Source organism: Vibrio sp. 378, assembly GCF_033339435.1.
The window spans coordinates 418,328-442,187 of record NZ_JAWOUO010000001.1 but is presented as its reverse complement, the minus strand read 5'-3'; the positions used below and the strand labels follow the sequence as shown (position 1 = coordinate 442,187).

Annotated in this window: 6 protein-coding genes; 2 read left to right on the top strand and 4 right to left on the bottom strand. The window is 44.0% G+C overall.

The features are described 5' to 3' along the window. Window positions 1–398 precede the first annotated feature (398 nt). Entirely contained in the window at window positions 399–3,077 is a 2,679-nt protein-coding gene (gene tssH / locus R7Q48_RS01920; protein ID WP_256902759.1) for a type VI secretion system ATPase TssH, read from the top strand. After that, complete coding sequence (locus R7Q48_RS01915) at window positions 3,064–4,695, top strand: sigma-54-dependent Fis family transcriptional regulator (protein ID WP_132937165.1); 1,632 nt, start codon at window positions 3,064–3,066, stop codon at window positions 4,693–4,695. Before tssH ends, R7Q48_RS01915 begins: the two co-directional genes overlap by 14 nt. A gap of 80 nt (window positions 4,696–4,775) precedes the next feature. Here R7Q48_RS01915 and R7Q48_RS01910 read toward each other — a convergent pair whose 3' ends face one another. The 4 genes from R7Q48_RS01910 to R7Q48_RS01895 all read right to left on the bottom strand — a co-directional run bounded on the left by R7Q48_RS01910 (window position 4,776) and on the right by R7Q48_RS01895 (window position 23,772). Beyond that, entirely contained in the window at window positions 4,776–9,518 is a 4,743-nt protein-coding gene (locus R7Q48_RS01910; RefSeq protein ID WP_256902760.1) for an OmpA family protein, read from the bottom strand. Beyond that, window positions 9,515–10,639 carry a Tricorn protease domain-containing protein gene (locus R7Q48_RS01905; RefSeq protein WP_151515697.1) on the bottom strand — a complete coding sequence of 375 codons (1,125 nt, stop codon included), beginning with the start codon at window positions 10,637–10,639 and terminating at the stop codon, window positions 9,515–9,517. The genes R7Q48_RS01910 and R7Q48_RS01905 overlap by 4 nt, the downstream gene beginning before the upstream one ends. A 72-nt stretch (window positions 10,640–10,711) precedes the next feature. After that, on the bottom strand, window positions 10,712–12,463 hold the full coding sequence (locus tag R7Q48_RS01900) for a hypothetical protein (RefSeq protein WP_198556872.1): 1,752 nt from the start codon (window positions 12,461–12,463) through the stop codon (window positions 10,712–10,714). A 767-nt stretch (window positions 12,464–13,230) separates the two neighbouring features. Beyond that, on the bottom strand, window positions 13,231–23,772 hold the full coding sequence (locus R7Q48_RS01895) for a tandem large repeat (RefSeq protein WP_256902761.1): 10,542 nt from the start codon (window positions 23,770–23,772) through the stop codon (window positions 13,231–13,233). Between the last annotated feature and the right edge of the window lie 88 nt (window positions 23,773–23,860).

Genomic DNA, 23,860 nt, shown 5'->3' with positions numbered 1-23,860 from the left:
ACTACTTGGTATAATCAAAGTCCGTGCCAACTTTAAAAACGCAATAAAAACAACAACTTATGCAAATTAAGGCATTATTCACTAATATCTTGAGTACAATTTATTGGATAAAAAACCAAAAAGTTGGATTAAGATAATAATAAATTGTTCTAACTTTAAAAAGTGAAAATAACCATATAAAACTGTGTAAATAAAGTCATTAAAACTAATAAATCCGACACTTTTACTATCAATTAATTTAGAATAACAACGCCATTAAAATAACCACAAACATTAATGTCACAATAATCATTAAAAATAACCAACAAACGATAGTCAAAATATCTTGATAAAAAAAGAACGCAATCACTTTTAGTATAATAGCCGCTACCTCTTTTCCTCTAAAGAATAAAATGGCTATGATAAATATAAACCTTTCTTCATTAATTCAGCGTCTACACCCGATTGCAAAAGTAGCATTAGAAGACGCCGCTGCACTTGCAGTCTCTGAAAAAGCAAACGAAGTTCAAATTGAGCATTATTTACTGAGTCTATTAGAAAGGCCAAATAGTGATTTTGACGTCTTATTAAGTCATTTTGATTGTTCTGAGAACTTATTAAGACAATCGGTTCGATCCACACTCGACACCAACGCCAAAGGAAATGGCAGCAAACCTGTTTTTTCTGCTTTATTAATCGAATGGTTGCAAGAAAGCTGGCTGGTTTCTTCTTTAGATCTATCCGAAACACAAATCCGCTCTGGTGCCTTACTCCTTACTCTTGTTAGCAACCCTCTCCGTTACGGCCAACATGGTTACGCCTCTATCCTTGAAGCGGTAAACCCTGACAGCCTTAAGCGTAACTTTGCAGAGCTAACCAGCCACTCTATTGAGGCGCAAGTCGCGACTTCTGAGAAAACACAAGCTCGTGAAGATGGTTCCGCACTGAGCAAGTTCACGACCGACTTCACTGGTAAAGCACGCAAAGGCGAAATCGATCCTGTTTTCTGCCGCGACCAAGAAATCCGCCAAATCGTAGACATTCTTGCTCGTCGCCGTAAAAACAACCCTATTGCTGTTGGAGAACCGGGCGTTGGTAAAACCGCAGTAGTAGAAGGCTTGGCACTTAAGATTGTACAAGGTGACGTACCAGACAACCTCAAAGGTGTTGAGCTTTACGGGCTAGATATGGGTCTTCTGCAAGCTGGTGCAAGCGTAAAAGGCGAATTCGAAAAACGCCTAAACGCAGTATTGGATGAAGTGAAAAACTCACCAACTCCAATCATTCTTTTCATCGATGAAGCACACACCCTTGTTGGCGGTGGTAACCAAGCAGGCGGCAGCGACGCGGCAAACTTGCTAAAACCAGCCCTAGCGCGTGGTGAAGTGAAAACCATCGCTGCGACAACATGGTCGGAATACAAGAAGTACTTCGAGAAAGATCCTGCTCTTGCGCGTCGTTTCCAATTGGTGAAACTCGACGAACCGTCTCCTGAGCAAGCAGCATTGATCATTCGTGGTCTGCGCCCAGCATACGAGAAGTCACATAACGTTTACGTGCGTGACGATGCTATCACTGCTGCGGCAGCACTTTCTGCTCGTTACATCTCTGGCCGTCAACTGCCAGACAAAGCGATCGATGTACTAGATACGGCGTGTGCACGAGTGAACATCAGCCTTAATGCCATTCCTGCTTCTGTTGAGACTCTGCAGCAAGAACTTGCAGCTCAACAGCGCGAGCTAGAAGCTCTTGAGCGTGACGCTCTGCAGCAAACTGGCGACAAGCACAGCCTTGCTAACATTCCAGACCTAAAACTGGCAATGGAAACAACGAAAGAAGAGCTAGCAGAACAAGAAGCGCAATGGCACAAAGAAAAAGAGCAGATCCAAGAGATGATTGCTCTACGCTCTCGCTTACATGAACTGGTCTTTGGCGAAACAAACGAAGAAGAGCTTGTTGCAGACGAAGATTCAGAACAAGAGCAAGACGTTTCTCCATATGCAGAAATGGATGAAGAAGCCGTTCGCATTGCAATTTCGGGCTGCCAAGAACAGCTAGATGTAATCCGCAATGGCAACCCACTGGTTCACTTTGAAGTGGGCCCAGATGAAGTCAGCCATGTGATCTCGGACTGGACTGGTATTCCAATGGGTAAGATGCTTCAAGACGAAGCAGAAACCACGCTAAAACTGAAAGAAAGCCTAACACAAAGCATCAAAGGCCAAGAATACGCTATCGATGCACTGTCTGAAGGCATTCAAACCGCAAAAGCAGGCTTAGGCAACCCAGACGCACCAACAGGCGTATTCCTGCTGGTTGGCCCAAGTGGCGTGGGTAAAACCGAAACTGCTCGTGCAATTGCTGATCAAATGTTTGGTGGTGAGCGCTTTATGACGACCATTAACATGTCTGAGTTCCAAGAGAAGCACACGGTATCTCGCCTAATTGGTTCACCTCCGGGTTACGTAGGTTACGGCGAAGGCGGCATGCTGACAGAAGCGGTTCGTCAACGTCCATATTCTGTTGTTCTTCTTGATGAAGTGGAAAAAGCCGACCCTGAAGTGTTGAACCTGTTCTACCAAGTGTTCGACAAAGGCACGCTGAACGACGGCGAAGGCCGAACCATCGACTTCAAGAACACGCTGATCATCATGACCAGTAACCTTGCAACACACGAGATTGAATCTTTGGTTCATCAATCAAAAGACATCGATGCGAACATCATCGCAGAAGCTATTCGCCCTACTTTGAACCAACACTTCAAGCCAGCGCTGTTGGCACGTATGTCAGTACTACCATTTGTTCCGCTGTCTGATGAAGCAATGACAGAAATTATTCACCACAAGCTGAATAAAGTTTCTCAGCGTCTACAGAGCCATCACAAGTTGTCGCTAAGCTACGAAGACAGCTTGGTTGAGTTCGTACTAGGTAACTGTCGCCTTGCTGAAACGGGCGCGCGTAACATCGACGCGGTCATCAACCGTCAGTTACTGCCTCAGCTATCGACACAGCTATTGGTGCATGATAAGGATGATTCACACACGCAAATCACAGTTTCTGTCGATGAGCAAGGAACACTGACCTATGCGTTCAGCTAACCATAGCGAACTTAGCAACGCCCTACTTGCGATCAGCCAATCTTTGGCTGATCGCAGCCAGCTTACCCAAACATTGGATGCCGTGTTGACCGCTGCGAGACAAATGACCTTAGCAAAGCACGGCATCATTTATGTTTTGGACCAGACAGGACAGGCGTTGATTCCAAGTACCGCTCACCACAACGATAAAACCGTCGTTTCCCATCCTTGGGAAGCATTACAGCTAGACTCAGCCAGTGAGAACGACCCATTTAACTTTGCGATTCGTAATGGTGAAGTGGTGTTGATTAACGAGTTATACAAATACAACGGCTACGACTGTGAAAGCATTTATCAAACAGAGCAGACATTGGGACTAAAAAGCGAGAACTTACTGGCTTGGCCTTTGATTGATAGCGAAAGCAAAACCATTGGGCTGTTAGTCTTACTCGATTTGAATGTCATTGACAACGAGGCAGCCTTGACTGAGTTTTGTCGAATGGCAGCGAGTAACATTCGTCAAGCCGTTTGGTTAGAGCAATATGGGCAAGTGATTAAAAATCTCAATGCCGACAATCAAGCCCTAGTGCGCGAGAACACTCAGCTCAAAAAACGTACTCAGAAAGCCTATCAAGGTCCTATTGCAGAGAGCGAAGAAATGCTCAATGTCTTGAATCGTCTTGATAAGGTGCTATCTCTTCCTGTCGACGTTCTGTTGCGTGGTGAAACGGGCGCAGGTAAAGAGGTGATCGCGAAATACATTCACGAAAACTCTAACCGTTCAGAACAGCCTTTGATCGTACAAAACTGTGCGGCAATTCCCGAACAGTTGTTAGAGTCTGAACTGTTTGGGCATAAGAAAGGTTCATTCACGGGCGCGGACAAAGACAAAGTCGGTTTGTTTGAAGCAGCCAACGGCGGCACGCTTTTCCTAGATGAAATTGGCGATATGCCAATGCTACTACAAGCGAAGTTACTGCGTGTACTGCAAGAGCGTAAAGTTCGCCCTATCGGTACCAGCAAAGAGATTGAAGTGGACGTGCGCGTTATCGCTGCAACCCACTGTAATCTTATGCAGCAAATCAAAGATGGCGGATTCCGTGCCGACTTGTTCTATCGCTTAAATGTCTTCCCTATTACATTGCCGCCCCTGAGAGCCCGTAAGTCGGACATTATTCCCCTTGCTGAACATTTCGTGCAACACACAACCAACACGCTAGGTTTGCCGCAAGCGCCAGGGTTAAGTGCCAATGTACGTAAACAGCTGCTTGCCTACCAATACCCAGGGAACGTGCGTGAGCTTAAAAACATCATCGAGCGCTCGGTACTACTGTCCGATTTTGAAACCATTACTCACATTGAGTTTGGCGAACAAATCCCAGAAGATGTACCAAGTATCGACATGAAAGCAGCTTCACCTACCCCAGAGCAACCTGCTTACGAGCAGCAAGCACAAGCGGATTTAGAAGACGTTTCAAAGAGCCTTAAGGACGTTGTCAGCCAATACGAGCGTACAGTAATCATCGATTGCTTAAATGCCTGCAATTGGCACACCAAGAAGGCCGCCGAGCAATTGGCACTTCCAATGAGCACTCTCAACCATAAGATGAAGAAATACGATATTTCTGCAGCGGGTTGATGGGGCTTAAAAAGAAAACTCTAAATTCAGTATGAAGTCATAAGAAAAGAAAAACCGCCCGAAGGCGGTTTTTTTTGCATCTAGGAAGGGTTATCAAGTGACTTTTCCAAGGGCTTGGGTGCTTGAGTTACCGCAGGTTGTTTCTCAATCCAATCTTTCAGCCATTTCTTGCGTTGAGATTCGTTATACTGCTTCCAAGTTTCAGCCGCAGACTTGTCTACGCCTTCCTCTGTCGACTCTTTCTCAATTAACCAAGGCATATCACTAAAGAAATTACCAGCCAAAGCACTATCCGCATTTAAAGAAGGAATAGAAATTACAGCATCACGACCAATATCATAGTCATCAACTCCATTTAATCCGACTTGTTTTAGATGAGCAACCGAAAGCTCCAAGTTCGCTTTACCACCAATTACACCACCAAACGGTCTTAGGCCTTTTAACCTAACTCCCGTTGGTGCAACATATTCCAAGTTAAACCTCATGCAGTACATCGTATAGTTTTTGCTCTTAGATAGTTCATTCTCTTTAGTGAGACTACCTACAGCTTCACCTATAAACTCACTCATGGCATCAACTTGTTCTCGATGGTTTTCTGAAATAGATTCAGTAAACATCCATTCTTCGTTTTTATAGGCAAACTCACCAATATGATACATATCGGTGAAGTAAAGAGGACCTTTAACTGGCTTGCCATCATTTCCGTCGAGCGCCAGTTGAATACACATATTCACTGCTTCCCACGGCATACCCAAACGTTCATAAAGTGCTTTTTCATGACTCTCACCCAAAATCAGTACATAAATACTGGCAGGATCGTCTTTCTTTTTGTTTCCCCATGAGAAACCATCACGCCAGATATTATCAGCCGATTGGTACCACTTTCTTTCACTGAAAAAGTTCAAACCAGACGCTTTGGTGTCTATAGCCACCAATTGCTGTTTAATGCCATGAAGTATAGGGATGGTATTTTTGTCTCCCTCACCTGCCATTAAGGTAAAGCTCTCTACCATAAGGTCCTGTTCACGTAGACGCAGTTGCTGCTCTCCCAAGTAGGTATCAAGCAAAACCAGTCTAGTTTCTGTACTTAAAGCGCCAATTTGCAACTCATCTTCAGCATCATCAAACTTCTGCCCCAGACTGTACTCTTGTGGTAAATAAAAACTATGTTGCCCTTGGTTTGTTCTAATTCCCAAGCAGTAACGCATATTTTGGAAGCCTCCGCCTTTTACATAGCGCTTAAAGGAATCCGCTTCTGCAAAATAGTCGCTTGGCTGACCCGATATCGCTGCTCCGGAAACTGCCATACTGAACATTGCATCAGAGAACATTAGCTTTGCTTTAGAGGTCATTGGTTTCATACCGTCGATCATCACATCACCGAAGCGGAATGAGGGAATATGCTCAATAGCAATCAACGTAGCGCCGTCATCAATCCCCTGTTGCTTGTAAAAAGCACTTATTCGCCCATCAGGATCTGCTTTGAAGTCACTAACCTTCATTGGCAGCATCCAGTCACTGAAAGCTGGACCTTTAATATTTTCGAGCCCGTCGACGCGATCATAGCCAATAGTAACTGGCTTCGCATACTTGTGTTCTTTTTTAAGTATCAACTGCACTTTCACTTTATCGTATGGACCTAGGCGACTGCTGCTAGATTGCTGAATCCAACTATCATATGACATCCATTCCGGTTCATCACTTTCAGCATAGCGAGCTGACTGAACTAGTATTCGACAATAGCCGATTTCATCTTTCTTTAACTCACTTCCTTGCGGGTTAAATGACTCGGTAAAGTTATCAAACATCGTTTCATTTGGGTGTTCAAACAACATGGTTTGTATCGGGAAGATTTGATTAAATGCACCTGACGCTTTAAAGCTATCCCTGTTTTCGGTTATAGAGAGATGAGAAACTTTGCTATTAGTTGTTATTGGAGCAGGCCAATGCTGCGCACCTTGTGGCATCTTTGTCGATAATTCGGTGTAGTACTCGTTATCACAACGGTTCTTCCAGTTAGCCGCTAAGGTGTTTCCTTTGATCGTATGTACAGACCAATCATCGCTCAAAATGTAGTTCTCAATGTATTCCTTCACCTTGTAACGCTCAACCAAAAACCTAAACGAGATATTAGAATTCCGTTTGGTTTGAGATCCTAGGTCAGCGAGTAATAACACTAAGCCATTAATAGCAAGCGCTCGTAGTTGGTAGCGTTTTAACACCTCCTTACGAACTTCTTCGCTCTCAAGGTGAGTAATGAGTTCCTGATAAGACCTACATTCAATACCTACATCTACCTTACTGCGTCGCAAATCGTTAAGTAACTCGATATGTATTTTTGCCAGCCTTTCAAGCTCACTGACAACCTCATGGCTTTGCTTTAACTCTTCTAGGAAGGAGTCCAACATTAAACTATCAATCACTTTCACCGCAGATATTGCTGTCTTTGAACCCTCTATGGCAAGCATAAACCCTCTTGCCGCAGGAGCTATAGCAGGAATATAGGAAGCGACGTCAACGACACTGTCAAAAATCGCCATTCGCAGTGCGACTTCTGCTTTATCTTGCGCAACCATCTCAGCTTCTAGAGCAAGCCTAGAGCGTTCCATTGCATGCGAGCCATAGCGACTGGGATGAAAGAATATGTTCAGGGATTGCAGGTAAATACGGATTACAACCCGACGGTTTTGTCTTAGATTAGGGTTGTTGCGGTCGACTTTTTCACCTTGTTTGGGAACATAGACAGGTTTACTTTCACCAAAAGCGGCTACCGAAACACGACCTTCAAAAACAGGGAACTCCTTCATGAGCAGTTTTTTCGCATATTCTGCGCGCTCTGCCGAGACCTGCATATTTGCTTTCTCGGTACCGACTTGGCAAGCATGCCCTTCTATCTCTACTCTAAGGTTTGGCTCATTCTCTAAAACGTTGGCAAGAGAAGCAGCAAGCTGTTTAAATATAGGTGCATGATCCTTTAACTCTTTTTCACGCGAGTTAAAGGCAAATTCTATTTTTATTCCTGCGCCTCTAGAGCTATTTACGAGAATGGCGTCAATCTGATTGCCAGATTGATCACGCGCATCTTTTAAAGCCTGTTCTAGTTTTTCTTCCTGGATATGGTTAGCAGTCTTCCAAACTGGAATTTGAGCAAGGTAGTCTTTTGTAACTTCTTCTGTTCCTTGCTCTGCTTTATCAACCTTTTTATTTTGATTAACCAGCTGTTTAGCTTTTTTATACAAACTAAGTGCTGTCAATCCCGTTCCGAAGCCATTAAAACCAACGGTTTTACCACCAGAAAGCCAAGCTTCCGCAAGTCGCCCGGCAACCACACGTCGGTTACCCAGACGTGATTCTAAAGAAAGTGCTAGTGCGCTTGACCGAGCTTCATTGGTGTTAAAAACCTTATCGTGAAATAGCGCCTTCCAACCAACACCCGCGATAGCTGGAGTGTGGAGTTCCTGCAACTTATCAAGCGCTTCTTTCGTACTGTAAATACCGTAATACAATTCGCCCGCCGCTTTCATCGCAGGCGGCATCTCGGACTTAACTGCATCCCAATACAGTTTCGAGACGTTATTAAACACCGCTTGGCGGCCATCACGATCTAAAGTGTCTTGCAAGCTACCGCTCAGCAGCCCTGCTCCTAGCTGAGCAGACACATCTCGGATATTCTTGAGTAACGCAATACTCCTTGAAGCTGGCGTATTAGCTGTTACACCTTGTACATTACCGTGAAGGTAATGTTTCATATTTCCAAAGTACTGAGGGTACTGATAAATCAAGGATTCCTCAAGGGAGATCATATCGCCACTGACAATGGCAAATTTCCCTAACGGAGTGCTTGAAGAAAAGGTAATCTGTTCACGTAGCTCGTAAGTATAGACTGTATCTAAGCCTTCAGAAAATTGCTGAATATGAGCGTCTTTAATGAACTGTGGAACACCATTTTTCATCTGGCTTGGAATAAATTCGACACGGATACTGTATAAGCCTTCTTTAAAATCAGCAGGATCAACGTGAAACATCGCGCATGGATATTGCTTAGCATTTTCTTCTGAATGCTCATCTTCAGGTAATGCCGCTTGTACTGAAGAACCTATCGTTTTGTATTCCCCACCTTCTTTGGTTGAGTCAAATTTTTGCAAAGTAACCGTCGCACTTTCATAACCTTGATCAGAAAAAACCACAGCGCAACTCGCCACAACAGGTAAAACGAAGCCTTTTAGTGTCTCTCCCGATTCAGTTACATCTTCATACCACTTGTTATATTCTGCCTGTTCTTCGCTGAGCCCCCCGTTCGCAGCTGGTTCGTAAGGCTTAGCCAGTTGTTCAATGCTGATCTCTGTCAAGGTGAGTTTTGCTTCGCTGTTTTCCAACTGGCTACTCAAATCTGCAACTTTTGTAGCTAACTCTTTGGGGTTTAACTCAGAAAGTGAAGCTATTAAAGGCAAGGGTGGAAAGCGGAAAGTGAAGGTCTGCTCACCCTCTTTGGGTAGATCCCTACCTAAAGCATGAATTGTGTGCTCTGGTGTCAGGACCTCAAAAGCCCCATATTGATCTGGCTTTCCATTACCCAGTGAACATAACTTAAATTTATGGTCGGTAGCCCAAAGCTTAGGGCTATCGCTATCGGTGACGTTAAGCATCGGCACTTTCGCTAACGGGCGAAGATTAGTCACGTCTTTATTTTTAAGCAAGCTAGGCTCTTCGTGCCAAGTTGGATAGACGTTTTTTCTACCCTCCTGAGTTGCAGGAAAATAAGCACCAAACAAATAGTAATTGGCACGCAAAGGTATCGCGTTACAGGTATCATGAGTGCTCACAGTTCATCCCCTTTAACAAAATCACCATTGTTGGCAAAGGCATTGTAAAGAGAAGAATTACTGGCACTGTGGCCCGTCCCTATTTGCTCCCATTTTAAATAAGAACCAAATTCTTTATTTTCTTTTAGTTTACTGAGGATGGCCCGTGCCGCTCCATCCCGAGCATAATTCGCATCTTTACTCAAAATCTCAAAATAGCGCAGTTTACCTACCGCTCGCGGTACGATTTCTTCTGATTGGAAGGTTCTACTTTGGGTATCAATAAGATAACGGTGCGTTCTAGTTTCGGCCCAAGAATAGCGCCCCGTTGGGCTAATTGATTTCTTACGAAAACGGGCTTCATCGGCAGAACGTGAACTATCCGGCACTATCGAGTAAAGCTCCTTTCCCGTGCGCTCATCAAAGACACCAACCCCATATTCATCGACCATATAACGCTTGCCATCATAAATCACGGAGTACTCATTAAACTCTGTGTCTACTTGCTGTTTGTCGCCTGTCGCTAAGGTGTACTTCCAGTCTTTAAACTTGTCTACGTAGTAAAGATAGCTGCTGTCTTCAGCCCATAGAAACTCTGGGTAGCCACGTGAACGACCTAGTTCAATATACTCACCCGTCTTAAGATCTTTAATTACTTTAAACATCCCTTCTGAGGCCGAATAGGCCAAAGCCAAGTAGCGATTATTTGGAGAGACACGCATTAGACGAACTTTGCCAACAAACTCATCTGCGACCAGACGCAAGTCCGTCCCATCCGTTTTGATACTCCACACTTTATCCCTTTGATCATAGTGGTCTTTCGCTTCATTTCGGGCGTTATCCCAACGAAACACTACACGTGGTAAATCATAAGAGCCTTCATTGGTGAGATCTTCACGTGGCCATTCTTTAGCTTTAAAAATAAAGTGTTTAGGTTTACCCGTCTCTTTGTCATAAATAACGTAATTGTTTTCTGTGATATAAACACGACCATCTTCCCACTGTTGAGCATTTTTTTCTGCGATTCGGTCTTGAACCGTCTGAGGTTTTGGCGCGTGTTGTTCAGGTTCCTTGGCCGATTCTTGATTACAGCCAGATAAGACCGCTAAAGTAATCAAGCATAATGTATGACGTAGATTCATCTTATATTCTCTTCGTTATCTTTCTCGATCGCGTTTAATGGTGTGACAACGCAACCCGAATAAGTTGTTTTGTTAACTTGTCTGATCTTTTTTCTTATAAGCCAGTAAATCCGCAATGGGTGTTTGAGCAAAAATGATCGTTTTATTATCTCTTCCGTGATGACTATTGCCCTGATAACCACGGAGAAGATCCACTTCTTTAACCTCTGCAGGCCAACCAGTAAAACGAATCAACCTAGAACCATTCTCTTTTTTTATACATTGGCGCAAGCACACTCGCTGCGACCAATCACCATCGCTTTGCCTTAACTCAAAGTAATCATCTGACTCGTCCAGCGTCGTATAACCCGGATATTCGAAAACTATCTCGACAGATTTAAGTAAATACACGATCGCTACATTTTTATTTAGCTGGCTTCGTAACATTGCGTATTTTTCAGGTTTTGAGGTCGCAGCACTTGGTAATACTGAGAGCAGACGAACAGAACCGTCTCCAATTTTAAAGCTTTTCTCGCTGCTATAATGGTCAAGATCAGTGACTTTTATGGCTTTAGTTCCGGGATCACTTTCTAGTTCAGATAGTTCACTCTCGCTCAATCGTTTACTGTTATAAGCCAAATATACTTCTTGAGGCTCACCTTTAATCTTGTAAGGAAGCCATATATGCGGGAGAGGGTAACCTTGCGCGCTCCGCTCCACTGGGCTAGAAGCATTAATAGGGCTCAAATTTGTTTCAATCTTTTCTTTGATTTGTGGCTCATAGCCAGTCATGACTATCTCAACTTCTTCCTCAACTAAGTTGAACACTCGAGCCTCTCCAGAGCCATTCAAAGAGCCTTCACTTACCACCTTGCCGTTCTGCACGATTTGGAAAGGCTCATAAGCGAAAACACCGCCTGTTTCAGGATTGGTCATATAGATATCGGCGTGCCTTTTGGGTCTAGAGCCTTCACGAACACTATTAATGTCCGTATCTGAAAAGTAACCATTTTCCGTAATTGCCACTTCGCGCCAAATTTTATTGTTCCAAACAACATACACGTAGCCTGATTTAAACACTTCTGCAGCTTCATCTGATTTATCGCTACCAGGGAAGTGCAGCGGAACCACAGGCACCAACACGTTGTCCCACTCATCCATTTGAGTTTCTTTATCAACGGGTTGCAGGTCTTCGGCGAGTTTAAGCAAAATTGGCTGAGGCTGGTCAGTGCAAGGGATTTTGATATAGAGCGTTTTGCCCTCAGCTTCGAGATCTTTAAATATCGCGAGGCTGCGGTGTTTGTTTTCTGTATCAGCCTTGCCTACAGTCACTTTTTCTTTTTGTGCTTCGGTTTTTCCCAACATCAAACATGCCGCGTTGCTAGACCACTGCCCTGCAAACTCGACAACGATTTTTTGATCTGGACTTGGCTCAGAGGGGACATGCGTGTAACTACGAACTAAAGCAACATCGTCGGTAACCTGCTTGTATCCTGCTTTAAAAGCTTTGCTTTCATTCGAAGCTGATACAAAGTCAACGAGTGATTTAAGTCTAGGGAAGCTTTGCAGCTGAGAGTCCGTCAATGGCGAACGACGAGCAACGGTAGATAATGACACCCAATTGCCTTTCCCCAATTCGATTCTTATCGCAGCTAGCAATGCGCTGGTCGTTTTTTTGGCAGAGATGGAAATCTTTTGCGCCAATTCTTTAGGGAGGTTTCTAAGGATGTCATCTGAATTTCGCAAACGCGAAAGCTGTCCTATACACTCGTCCGGTGTAAGAACATAAGATAGCTCGTTGGAGGATAGCTTCGAGCTAGGTATAAATTTGCAAACTAAATGCATTTGAATTCTCCACAACCAACATCGTAAATATGGCTGCGGTGACAATTAAGCTGATAAGGCTTACAAGTACGATTTGGTCTGCGTATCCTACTTACTTAGCCATTTATTTTCAACGAGATAGAAAAATCGCCCGAAATCAAAAACACCAAAAAAATGGTGATTTTTACTATTAAAACATGCGATTTAACCACAATAAAAGCCAGTAACATCACCCACTCTGTCAAAATGGTAAAATCTTACTATCTAAAAAAATTTAATTTATGGACTGAAGTTAACAAAAATCGTAGTAACGTGCGCTTCAGGTAAGCACGAGGAAATTCAGAAGTTTATGAGGTGCCCTCCTCAGCAACAAACAACAAATTGACTGTTACTGAGGAAGTTTAAATAAAAAGGTGAGCGCATTACGCACTCACAAAAGTAACTGCTCTGAAGCTTGCTAGGATTAAATTTGCTTCATCGCGAGTTAAAGAGGCGAGGTATGACCCATCGACCTCATGCAGAACACTATACTCAGAGTATAGAAACGAGCGTAAATATATAATATTTAAAAAGATTTTCAACGCGACACATTCACCACAGCACCTGCCGAGCGACCATCACAATCACTTCATACACACCTAAAAGCAACATTGGCCTAGTTATTATAGTTATTCAGCCTTGTATTAAGACGATTCATTAATTCGAGTAACTTATCAATAAAGGCAATTATTTTGATAAATATCACAAAAAGTCCCAAAGAAATAAAGCGAGCGTTTAGCTCGCTTTATTTATGCCGCATTTTTTAAAGTTTTGTTCTCACTAAAATATCGGTTGTAAACAGCACCTAAGGAGGCTGTACTTGCGAAACGATCATAGTTAAATGTTGCTTGAGCCTCTTCGGCAGAGGCGGAAAGCTTGTTGGTACCATTTACATAAATCGTCACTACCCCCTCCTTCAGTCCTGAAAGATCTAAATCAGTTGTCCATGAGTCTGAAAGCACGGTAGCCATACCTGTGGCTTCTGTACCATCAGCGTCGACTGCTTTAATATCTATGAACTCACCATCTTCAAACCGTTCACTGCTACCACTTACTGTCATGCTTTCCACTCCAGTAACATCGTTGATAACGTCTAGGTGTATTGTCGGTGTAATTGGCATGGAGTAAGCCGTGTTCTGACTACCGGTATTCCCTGATAAGTCTTGGTAGTCACGAACAACCAACCCCACATTGAGCTCCGACGTGCTTGGTACCACCACATCACCAATCCAAACACTTGGGTCCGCGGTTGCCACTAATGAAGTGATCGTCGTGCCACCTAACTCCGCTGCGGCGGATTGCAGATCTTTATCGAATTCCAGCGTTACCGTCACGCTTTGGCCGATGGCTTGGTGCTCAGGCGTAAACGTCACGTTAGTCAACGTTGGCAGAGACTGCGCGAGTGTAAAGCTCTGGCTTTCACTCACTTCAATGCCCGCTGAGTTCGTCCCCTTCACCATCACAGTATAAGTGCCATTGGTTTGGTGACTCATATCAATCGCGTCACTGGTCCAAGTGCCACCGGCTTGTACCGTTGCACTGCTGCTTTTCAATACCGTCGCGCTGCCTTGGGCTTTCACGTCAACACGCAAGGACTGACCATCAAAACGTGTTGACGTACCTTCGAATTGTAGCGTGGCGGCATGCGTTTCATCCACACTGCCCACTGGCGCAATAGCTAAGGTTGGCGTGATCGGCATGGAGTAAGCCGTGCTCTGGCCACCGGTATTTCCTGATAAGTCTTGGTAGTCACGAACAAGCAACGCCACATTGAGCTCTGACGTGCTTGGTACCACCACATCACCAGTCCAAACACTTGGGTCCGCGGTTGCCATTAATGAAGTGATCGTTGTACCACCTAACTCCGCCGCTGCGGACTGCAGATCTTTATCGAATTCTAGCGTTACCGTCACGCTTTGGCCGATGGCTTGGTGCTCAGGCGTAAACGTCACGTTAGTCAGCGTTGGCAGAGATTGCACGAGTGTAAAGCTCTGGCTTTCACTCACTTCAATGCCGGCTGAGTTCGTCCCCGTCACCATCACGGTATAAGTGCCATTGGTTTGGTGACTCATGTCCATTGCGTCACTGATCCAAGTGCCACCGGCTTGTACCGTTGCGCTGCTGCTTTTTAGTACCGTCGCGCTGCCTTGGGCTTTCACTTCAAGACGCAGGGACTGACCATCAAAGCGTGTCGACGTGCCTTCGAATTGTAGCGTGGCGGCATGCGTTTCATCCACATTGCCCACTGGCGTAATAGCTAAGGTCGGCGTGATCGGCATGGAGTAAGCCGTGTTCTGGCTACCGGTATTCCCTGATAAGTCTTGGTAGTCACGAACTAGTAACGCCACATTCAGCTCTGACGAGTCTGGTACCACTACATCACCAGTCCAAACACTTGGGTCCGCGGTTGCCATTAATGAGGTGATCGTCGTGCCACCTAACTCCGCCGCTGCGGATTGCAGATCTTTATCGAATTCCAGCGTTACCGTCACGCTTTGGCCGATGGCTTGGTGCTCAGGCGTAAACGTCACGTTAGTCAGTGTTGGCAGAGATTGCGCGAGTGTAAAGCTCTGGCTTTCACTCACTTCAATGCCGGCTGAGTTCGTCCCCGTCACCATCACGGTATAAGTGCCATTGGTTTGGTGACTCATGTCCATTGCGTCACTGATCCAAGTGCCACCGGCTTGTACCGTTGCGCTGCTGCTTTTTAGTACCGTCGCGCTGCCTTGGGCTTTCACGTCAAGACGCAAGGACTGACCATCAAAACGTGTTGACGTACCTTCGAATTGTAGCGTGGCGGCATGCGTTTCATCCACACTGCCCACTGGCGTAATAGCTAAGGTTGGCGTGATCGGCATGGAGTAAGCCGTGTTCTGACTACCGGTATTCCCTGATAAGTCTTGGTAGTCACGAACAAGCAACCCCACATTGAGCTCTGACGTGCTTGGTACCACCACATCACCAGTCCAAACACTTGAGTCCGCGGTTGCTACTAACGAGGTGATCGTCGTGCCACCTAACTCCGCCACAGCACCTTGCAATGCTTTATCGAATTCCAGCATTACCGTCACGCTTTGGCCGATGGCTTGGTGCTCAGGCGTAAACGTCACGTTAGTCAAGGTTGGCAGAGATTGCGCGAGTGTAAAGCTCTGGCTTTCACTCACTTCAATGCCCGCTGAGTTCGTCCCCGTCACCATCACGGTATAAGTACCATTGGTTTGATGACTCATATCAATCGCGTCACTGATCCAAATGCCACCGGCTTGTACCGTTGCGCTGCTGCTTTTCAATACCATCGCGCTGCCTTGGGCTTTCACTTCAAGACGCAGGGACTGACCGTCAAAACGTGTCGACGTGCCTTCGAATTGTAGCGTGGCGGCATGCGTTTCATCCACATTGCCCACTGGCGTGATGGCTAAGGTTGGCGTGATCGGTAATTCGTGAGCGGTGTTATCCTCACCTATGTTGCCAGTCAAATCTTTAAATTGACTAACAACCAAGTCGACACTTAACAGCGCGGTGCTCGGAACTTGTACATCACCAACCCAGACCTTTTTATCTGCCGTTGCTGACAGAGAACTAATGCGATTTCCGCCAAGCGTAGCGGTCGCCTCTTGGAGCTCTTTATCAAACTCAAGCGAGACACTCACGCTTTGCCCCACGCTCTGATGCTCGGGGTTAAATGTCACATTGGTTAGTTTTGGTAAGGTTCCTTCAACCGCGATACTTAAGCTGCTTCCTTTTCCAGGAATTGTGTTGGTACTTTGATAGCTATTGTCTTCTACCTGAATAGTGATATTTTTATCTTGTTTTTCTGGGCTGACATAGTTAACCGTCCACGTAATATTGTCTGAAGTCGACCAAGTATCTTGTTTTAACGTTCCTGTTACACCGCTATCACTAGCGACAAGATGGACATCTGAGATATCAAAGTTCGTAACTTCTTCTGTAAAGTTAAACGCAAGCGTAATCTCTTCGCCTCCAAAAAGAGGGGCGCTTGAGGCGGTAGAGATACTTAGCCCGGGAACGGTTGCCGCTTCCACATGCGCGTCAATAGAACTTTCACTCTTGTTATCCACCTTGTCTGTTGCTGCCACCGTGATCGTATGATCGCCTTTCGGTAACAAATAGCTTATGACATAAGGCCCCGCTTCGGTTGTCGGCTCAGTAATCGCTTGAGGAGCTACTGTGCTACCACCACTCACCGCTTTTGACGTGACGAGATTTAAATTTTTATCTGTAATGTATGCACTAATTTCTAGTTGATACTTATCGTTTGTCGGCACCTTAGAGGTTTGATTAGCACTTAAGCCCGAAATACTTGGAGCGTCATAATCAACAATAGATTCGATAACCTTTCCATCATAACTTTTGCCTAGTAATTCAAAGCTTGTATTCTCTCTTCCAACTGAGTCCGTCACCGTCACCTTAAGGGTATATGACCCTTGGTTATCGACGGCAAAGTTCATCATTCCATTACCACTAGATGAGATAACATCACCTGAGTAACGCAAGGAATCACCGAGGCTTGGAATAAGCTCCACAGAATATTGTGAAGCTTTCACTCTTTCTCCTTCCACCGTAGATACCGTAAACGGCTGGCTTGCCTTGGTTAAAAACAGTTTCCCACCCTGCAAACTCGTAATTCCATCGAAATCAACTGTGACTTTAGGAACACTAATATCAATGACTTTTCTGATATCAGAATACAGTCCGACGCTATCTGTCGCTTTGATGTCTACTGTGATTGAACCACGCCCCTCTAACTGAGATTTCGGTAGTTCAAAGTACGTAGATGAACCATTCCCATCCTCTACTCTTTCTTCTTGATAACTCGGGTTTAAAACCGAGTAGTTTACTGTTGCCAGGCTGCTACCAGTGTCCGTTATGTCAAAACGAAAACGAACATTATCAGGATTTGTTGGCGATTCGGTTACGATAATCTCATCGCCAACACTTGGAGGTGTGTTGTCAACTTTAATATCAACGGTCGCTTCACCGACTCTCGACCACACATCCGTTGCGGTAATCGTTGTCCTGATCGTTTTTCCATCCGCATCGCTAGGAAGTTCACTTGTAAATGTTGAACACTTGTAGGTTGGATCATCTGCACACACCTCTAATTGTGCAAACTTCTCCGGATTATCTTTATAGTTGTAGGATTCCGTTCCAAACCTGGCCATCACATTGTCTAGTCTAGAGTTTTCATACAGCTTAATTCTGAATTTGGCGACAAGCTGCTGACCATTAATGGTTGTGTTTCCAACCGGATCAGTAATTTCAACGACTACCGAACCTTTAGGTAATTCAAGCAGTAGATCGTGCTCTGGCGTCAAGTTTCCTGCTAAATCAGATAAGTTCTTGATTTTGTATTCTTGAGTTGTACTCAGGCCATCAATAATATCGGCATAGGATTCAGAATACGTACACTTGATATTTCCAACACCTTTGGCACAAGTCGTTGGTGTATAAGCTTTGTTGCCAAGATTACGAACCAACTTTGGATATTCATCTGAACTTTCGGTATTCACGCCTGATAAAGCATCATTGAAAGAGAGCTCAAATGTGAGCATCTTCTTCTTCAAAGCTTCATCAAACCAAACATCACTTCCTTTAAAACTGTATGAGTTACCATCTACGACTGTCGGTGCATCAATATCCACCATCGAGAAATTGAACTTGTTGATCGTTTCACGCCCATTTGTACCCAAGGTTTTAGTGATCAAAGTAACAGGTGCTTTGGTCATGTTTTGCCCAACATTGACACTACAACTGTAAGGTTCTTGCGATACGTTGATAACACCAGAAGTTGGTTGCTCATTAGTTGGTGGCGCATCTAGAGAGTTGTATTCTTCACGAACCCAACACTCTAACGTTTTGGCTTTGACCGCACTCAATGTAGTAAAGGTGACATCAAGAACACCATCAGATAAGTAATTTTGGAAGTCCAGCGGGCTTTCAACTGTTAGAACCACGCCTTCACGCTGTACGCTAAAGGTTTGGTTTACTTTTCCAACCTTTCGGTCTTTTTCATCAAGGTAACGAACTTTGTTATAAACTTTGATATCAAGTTCATAATTACCATCTTTGGCAATTTGTGTAGAAAGCAACGTTGCAGTCCAAGTGCCATCTGCGGTTTCTGAGAACGTAAAGTTAGTCCCGTTTTGCTCTCCAGAGAATCTATACGTTGAGTCAATTCGATCAACGCCACTATCATCAACAATATCAAGCGTAAGTACGATATTCCCATCTTGATAGATGGTGTTGTTTGTAATTGGCGTTCCATCCGTGTAACTCATCGCCAGCGTCACCTGCGGGATTGAGTTGTACACTTTGACGGTAAAATCTTGCTCATCACTGGTTAAGGTTGTGTTGCCACGAACATCAGACCCTTTTAAACGAATCTTGTGTGTACCCGTACCTAAATCACCAAGGCTCACTTTGAGATCCTCATTGATTTTTGTACCAGGAGAGCCAGGTAATGGTTCCAGATCGCTAAACGTCCAATACTCTAGGCTTTCTCTATTTACGCCATTAATTGAAACATCACCGTTAGCATTTAGGTCTAGCGCCGTTAGGTCAAAGACATAGTTACCTAAGTAGTAGTCATTCGCATTGAAACCACTTAATCCTAATGTTGGCCCATCACGATCAAGAATAACCTTGTGCGTGTTAGAACTAGACTCAAAACCATATATATCGGTTGCTTTTACATACAATGACGTTGTTTTTTCATCTTCAGAAATGTCTATTTTATCTGTGTCACTCTTGATAAGAGACATGACAAACTCTTTAGATGAATCCGTTGGCACAATTGTCTTAATTGGCGAATCTTTACCACTTTGATACAGCGAGACTTGCTCAAGGTCTGAATCGTCTATTACGGATTTAAATCGCACATTGAACTCACGCCCTATGACATAGTTCTCTTTAGACAATGTGTCTTCAACCCAAGGCGTATTTAGGATGATTTCAGGGCCTTTGTTATCGACTTGGAAGGTGAATTTCCCTGTTGTACTGACATTGGCAGGGTAAGCGTTGTCCGTCGCAGTGACGTAAAATTCATTCCATTCATCGTAATCAAATGCTTTTGAAACCAGTTGGACTTTGACGTCAGGCTGTTCACCAACTAGGTATGGTACGTCACACGCCTCTGTTAGAGGGTCACAGCTTTCTAATGTCAGAGCCTGACCAGATCCGCGGCGCAGATCTATTTTTACGTTATTGCCAGAGCTTAACGTCCCCCAATCAATGACAGGTGTCCATTGGTTATTACCGCCTAAACGGCTTTGAACCTGCTCGCTTTTTACAATAGGAGCTTCAGAGTCGATACGAATATTGAATCTCGGAGCGGTGCTAGTTAACTCTGAAACGGAGTTACCTAAGTTGTCCTCTGCTGCGGCAACAACTAACCAATCTCCATCACCAGGATAAATCGTAGAGCCTTGATTTGAACAAATCTCGCCCGTACATAGTTTGACTTTAAACGCGTCTTTTGAGTTAGTTGCAAAGTTTTCTGGTGTGTATGTTACTTTTTCACCGGTTTGCTGGTAGAAAACAAGGCCCCTCGAGGCAAGCTTATCACCAACAATATCCTCAACCTTGAAGGTTAATTCATGAGTATTGTTCGCATTTAAATAAATACCGTTTTCTACAGGTTTACCATCGACATCATTCGGTGGAAGATAACTGGCCTTAGGGAAGTCGTTATCAATAAACACCGATTCTATAAACGGAGATTTACCATTATAACCATACGCATTGCCATGTGGGTCCATAGCACTGGTCTCCACGGCAAACTCTATAATGTCTTTTAGTTCACTAGACTGGGAGTTGAGGGTGAAGAAGTACTCTTTTCGATAAGCATTGCTGCTGCCTGAGTTTTCTACGATGTTGATGTCCAGTGGTATTTCAATATTTGGCTCATTAGCTTGATACCACATCGTGCTAAACTTCGGGCCGTAAGCGTCGGTTCCTACAATACCAGAAGGATCGTCTAGGACAATTTTAGAAACAACCTCGCCAGCAATATAAAGCCTATTACCAACCATCGTCTCTCTACCGCTTTCAATGGTTAATTTTGGCTGCGGAGGCAAGGTATCGATACTGCTACCCTCTGTATCAAAAATGTTCTTACCATTTAAGTCAGGATTAGCCATCGAAATATCATCAGCATAGAGCTGCGCGATATTGGTCTCAATACCGTATTTGCTCGCCATGATTTCATAATAGGATTGCGCCAGATCTTTTCGGTAAGTTTCAGCGCCAAACGTGTAAGAATCGAGCGTAACTTGACTTCCTCCGGCCCCTATACCATTTGCTTTTCCATCGTAGCTAAAATCATCGTAAATAGCAGATGCAAAATCTAATGAGTTATTTCTTGGCATTCTCTCGGCAATACTATCAATTGCTTCAACAAGGAATCGGTGTAGATAGTCATTTGATGGCTTGTCTGGAATCGCTTTAGTCGTAAGCATTTCATTGGTTGCATAAGACACAACCGTTGGGTCAAACCCAAAGAATGAGTTGTTATTCGTACCTGATAACGCGTAGCGCACCTCATCAAGAATTTGAATCGCACGTTCTGAAGTTTTCTCTCCCGCTGTCACTTGATCCCACTGGAAATCAAACAAACCAGTCTGATATGTCGATAGTTCAGTAATATAGTAAGTTTGAGAACCTTTGAGCTTAAAATACACACCAATATTGGCCTTGTTTAAGTCAACCGTTACTTTCTTGGTCCCTGGATCTCTTTTCCATTGGTAATAGTATGGCTCACTACCTTCGATACCAATTAAACGAACACGCATGAAATCATAATTCACTACGTCAGTTGTGGTTTCACAGCTCGCTACGTCAAGAGCCATGGACTGGTCACTTTCCAGTTGCTGGATAGTGGTACAACTTGCAAGTGAAGTGAATTCACCACTTGGGCTCAACCCTTCAAGTTGAGCTCGCGCACCAATAAATGGTGTCACCACCTTTATGGTTGGTAGGTCAAAGCTACTTCTAAAATATACTTCTCTTGGAGTGCTTTCGTTATCAGACTCATCGACGGTTTGAATGACTAACTTTTGACTACTGTTTTCTGATACCGATTTAAAGCTGTCACCCAAAATATCTCTTACAAAAGGAATGTAATAGATGACATCCTCTACTCGCCCATTGCTATCTAACAGCGTTTCGTGCGGAATTTTTGCGATGTAATCGTCATCTGATGCGGTTGTGTCAATAACTTGCTGAAGTGAGTAGTTGTTATCGTTGTTTTGGCTTACGTAGTACTTGACGACGAGCTTAAGCTTATTAGCGTTGGAGCCTAAAACCGTATCGGTATTTACGTCTGAAACTTTCACACGAACATAAGGGATTTTATTCTCTTTCAATAAATTAGCGTTGAAGTTACTAAAATCTATCCCTTTTAATGAGTTCTGAATCCCTAAACTTGCGTACGCATAATCAATCTTCAGGAAATCGCGGCTTGCTTGAACATTGTCTGGGGTGTACGTTTCTTGAGAGTAGATACCATCGTAAGTGGTTCGTTCACCATCTAAACCCACATTTACGTACGTCATTGACGTACCTTCAGGATAGGTTATCGTCTGTGCTGGCGCTTGATCGTCACGACTTACTGCATGCTGCGCAGAGCCCGTATTGCCTTTGCTATCCCTCGCTCGAACCTCAAAGACCGTCGTAGATAGGAATTCATCAGTTGGGTAAGCCTTACTAAACTCACAAGCATTTCCAGACTCTACAGTGACAGGAGAACATGTGACGCCCTCATGTAAGCCATCTTTAAATGAAATACTGACCGAACTAATCTCTTGTGAGCTTTCTTTTACAACGCCTTTCAGAACGTATTCTTTAAGTTGGTTATTAATTGCACTCGCCGATGTAATATCGATAACAGGCGCATCGTTATCCCATTCAAAGTTGATATGAAGACCCGAATGGCTGCCTGGAATTAACTCATTACCCAGTACATCCGCTGTATACAAGACTAACCGTGCTGCTGTTACGTTTGAGAGCCCTGTGGCAGGGTTCATATCCACACTATCGATCTCTTTGGTATTAATGTTAACTTTAACGTTGGTCTCTCGAAGGCCAACTTCAAAATCATCAAATTCAACCGAACAGAATGTGCTTCCAAAATCTTGTATGTCGTTACATTGAAATTCACCAGACCAAGAGCCATTAATCTGATACTGAATAAAGGCGGATACGTCTTCTACACCGATATCATCAACAATTTTTAGATCAACTTTATCGGTGCCAGCAAGTACATCACGGTCAATGCGTGTCACGATAGGAGCTGTGGTATCGATCTCCGTCCCATCTCGCGGTGGAATGACGCCATCTGTACTGCCATATGTACCTAAGTCATTAAGTTTCTTACTAAAGTCGACATAGTCGGCAGCATCAGTACCAGAAATATTGATACTTGGGTCGTTTACCACGATCAAAACATGTTGAGATAAGTCACGTGTATAAACGTCGCTGTTTATCTTTTTCTGTCCAAAGCTGAGGGGAGTCACTGCTCCGGAAGTCTGGCTCACTTCAAGACCATCAAGAACACCATCTGCAATAACATCCCGATATTGGATGTCAGCGAAGTGCATCGAAGTGTAGACGTTATCGCTGTTGCCGTATTTTTTAATAAGATCGTAAGAGTAAGACGAGTATGCTGTTAATAAAGCGCCGTATTGATGCCCTACACTAGCAAAGCTGCTTTGCCCACCTTTGGTAATATCAATAGGTTTGGTCTCATTTACGTCAAAGCCATACATGCTATTGATACTATCCAAAGCAGTTGAAAAGGCACTTTCATCTGTGGCCCCCTGAGAAATTTTGTACTTTGCCAAGCCTGCTGCCAAGTTCGACAGCGGAGTAAGCATTAACTTTTGCTCACTCCCCTCTTTAAAGTTCACAACACCTTCAAATTTAAGTGTCTTCGCATTACTCACAGATACCGTTTCATTTGTAAACGGATCGGTATAACTCCCCTCTTTTGCAACAACAAAAAGAGGCATTGACGACGATTCAAACTCTAGCAGATAGTTTCCGAAGGCATCAGACGTCGTGTTAGCCAACTTCCGACCTAAGTTTCCATTTTTGAACTCGAAAACCTCAATCTTGGCGCCATTGACTGGGGCGTCAAACACCATACCGGAAATGCTTCCTTTGCTTCTAGCTGGAGGTGTGTTGTCTCCTCCATCACCACCACCACATGCACTCAATAAAAGAGATGTAAGCGTAAGACCTAATGTTAATTTCAGCGTATTTTTAGCGAACATAGTAATTTGGCAAAATATATTTTCCCGAGATTATATTATTGAAAAATATTTTCTCAACGTGACATTAACACCAACAAAATAGGCATAA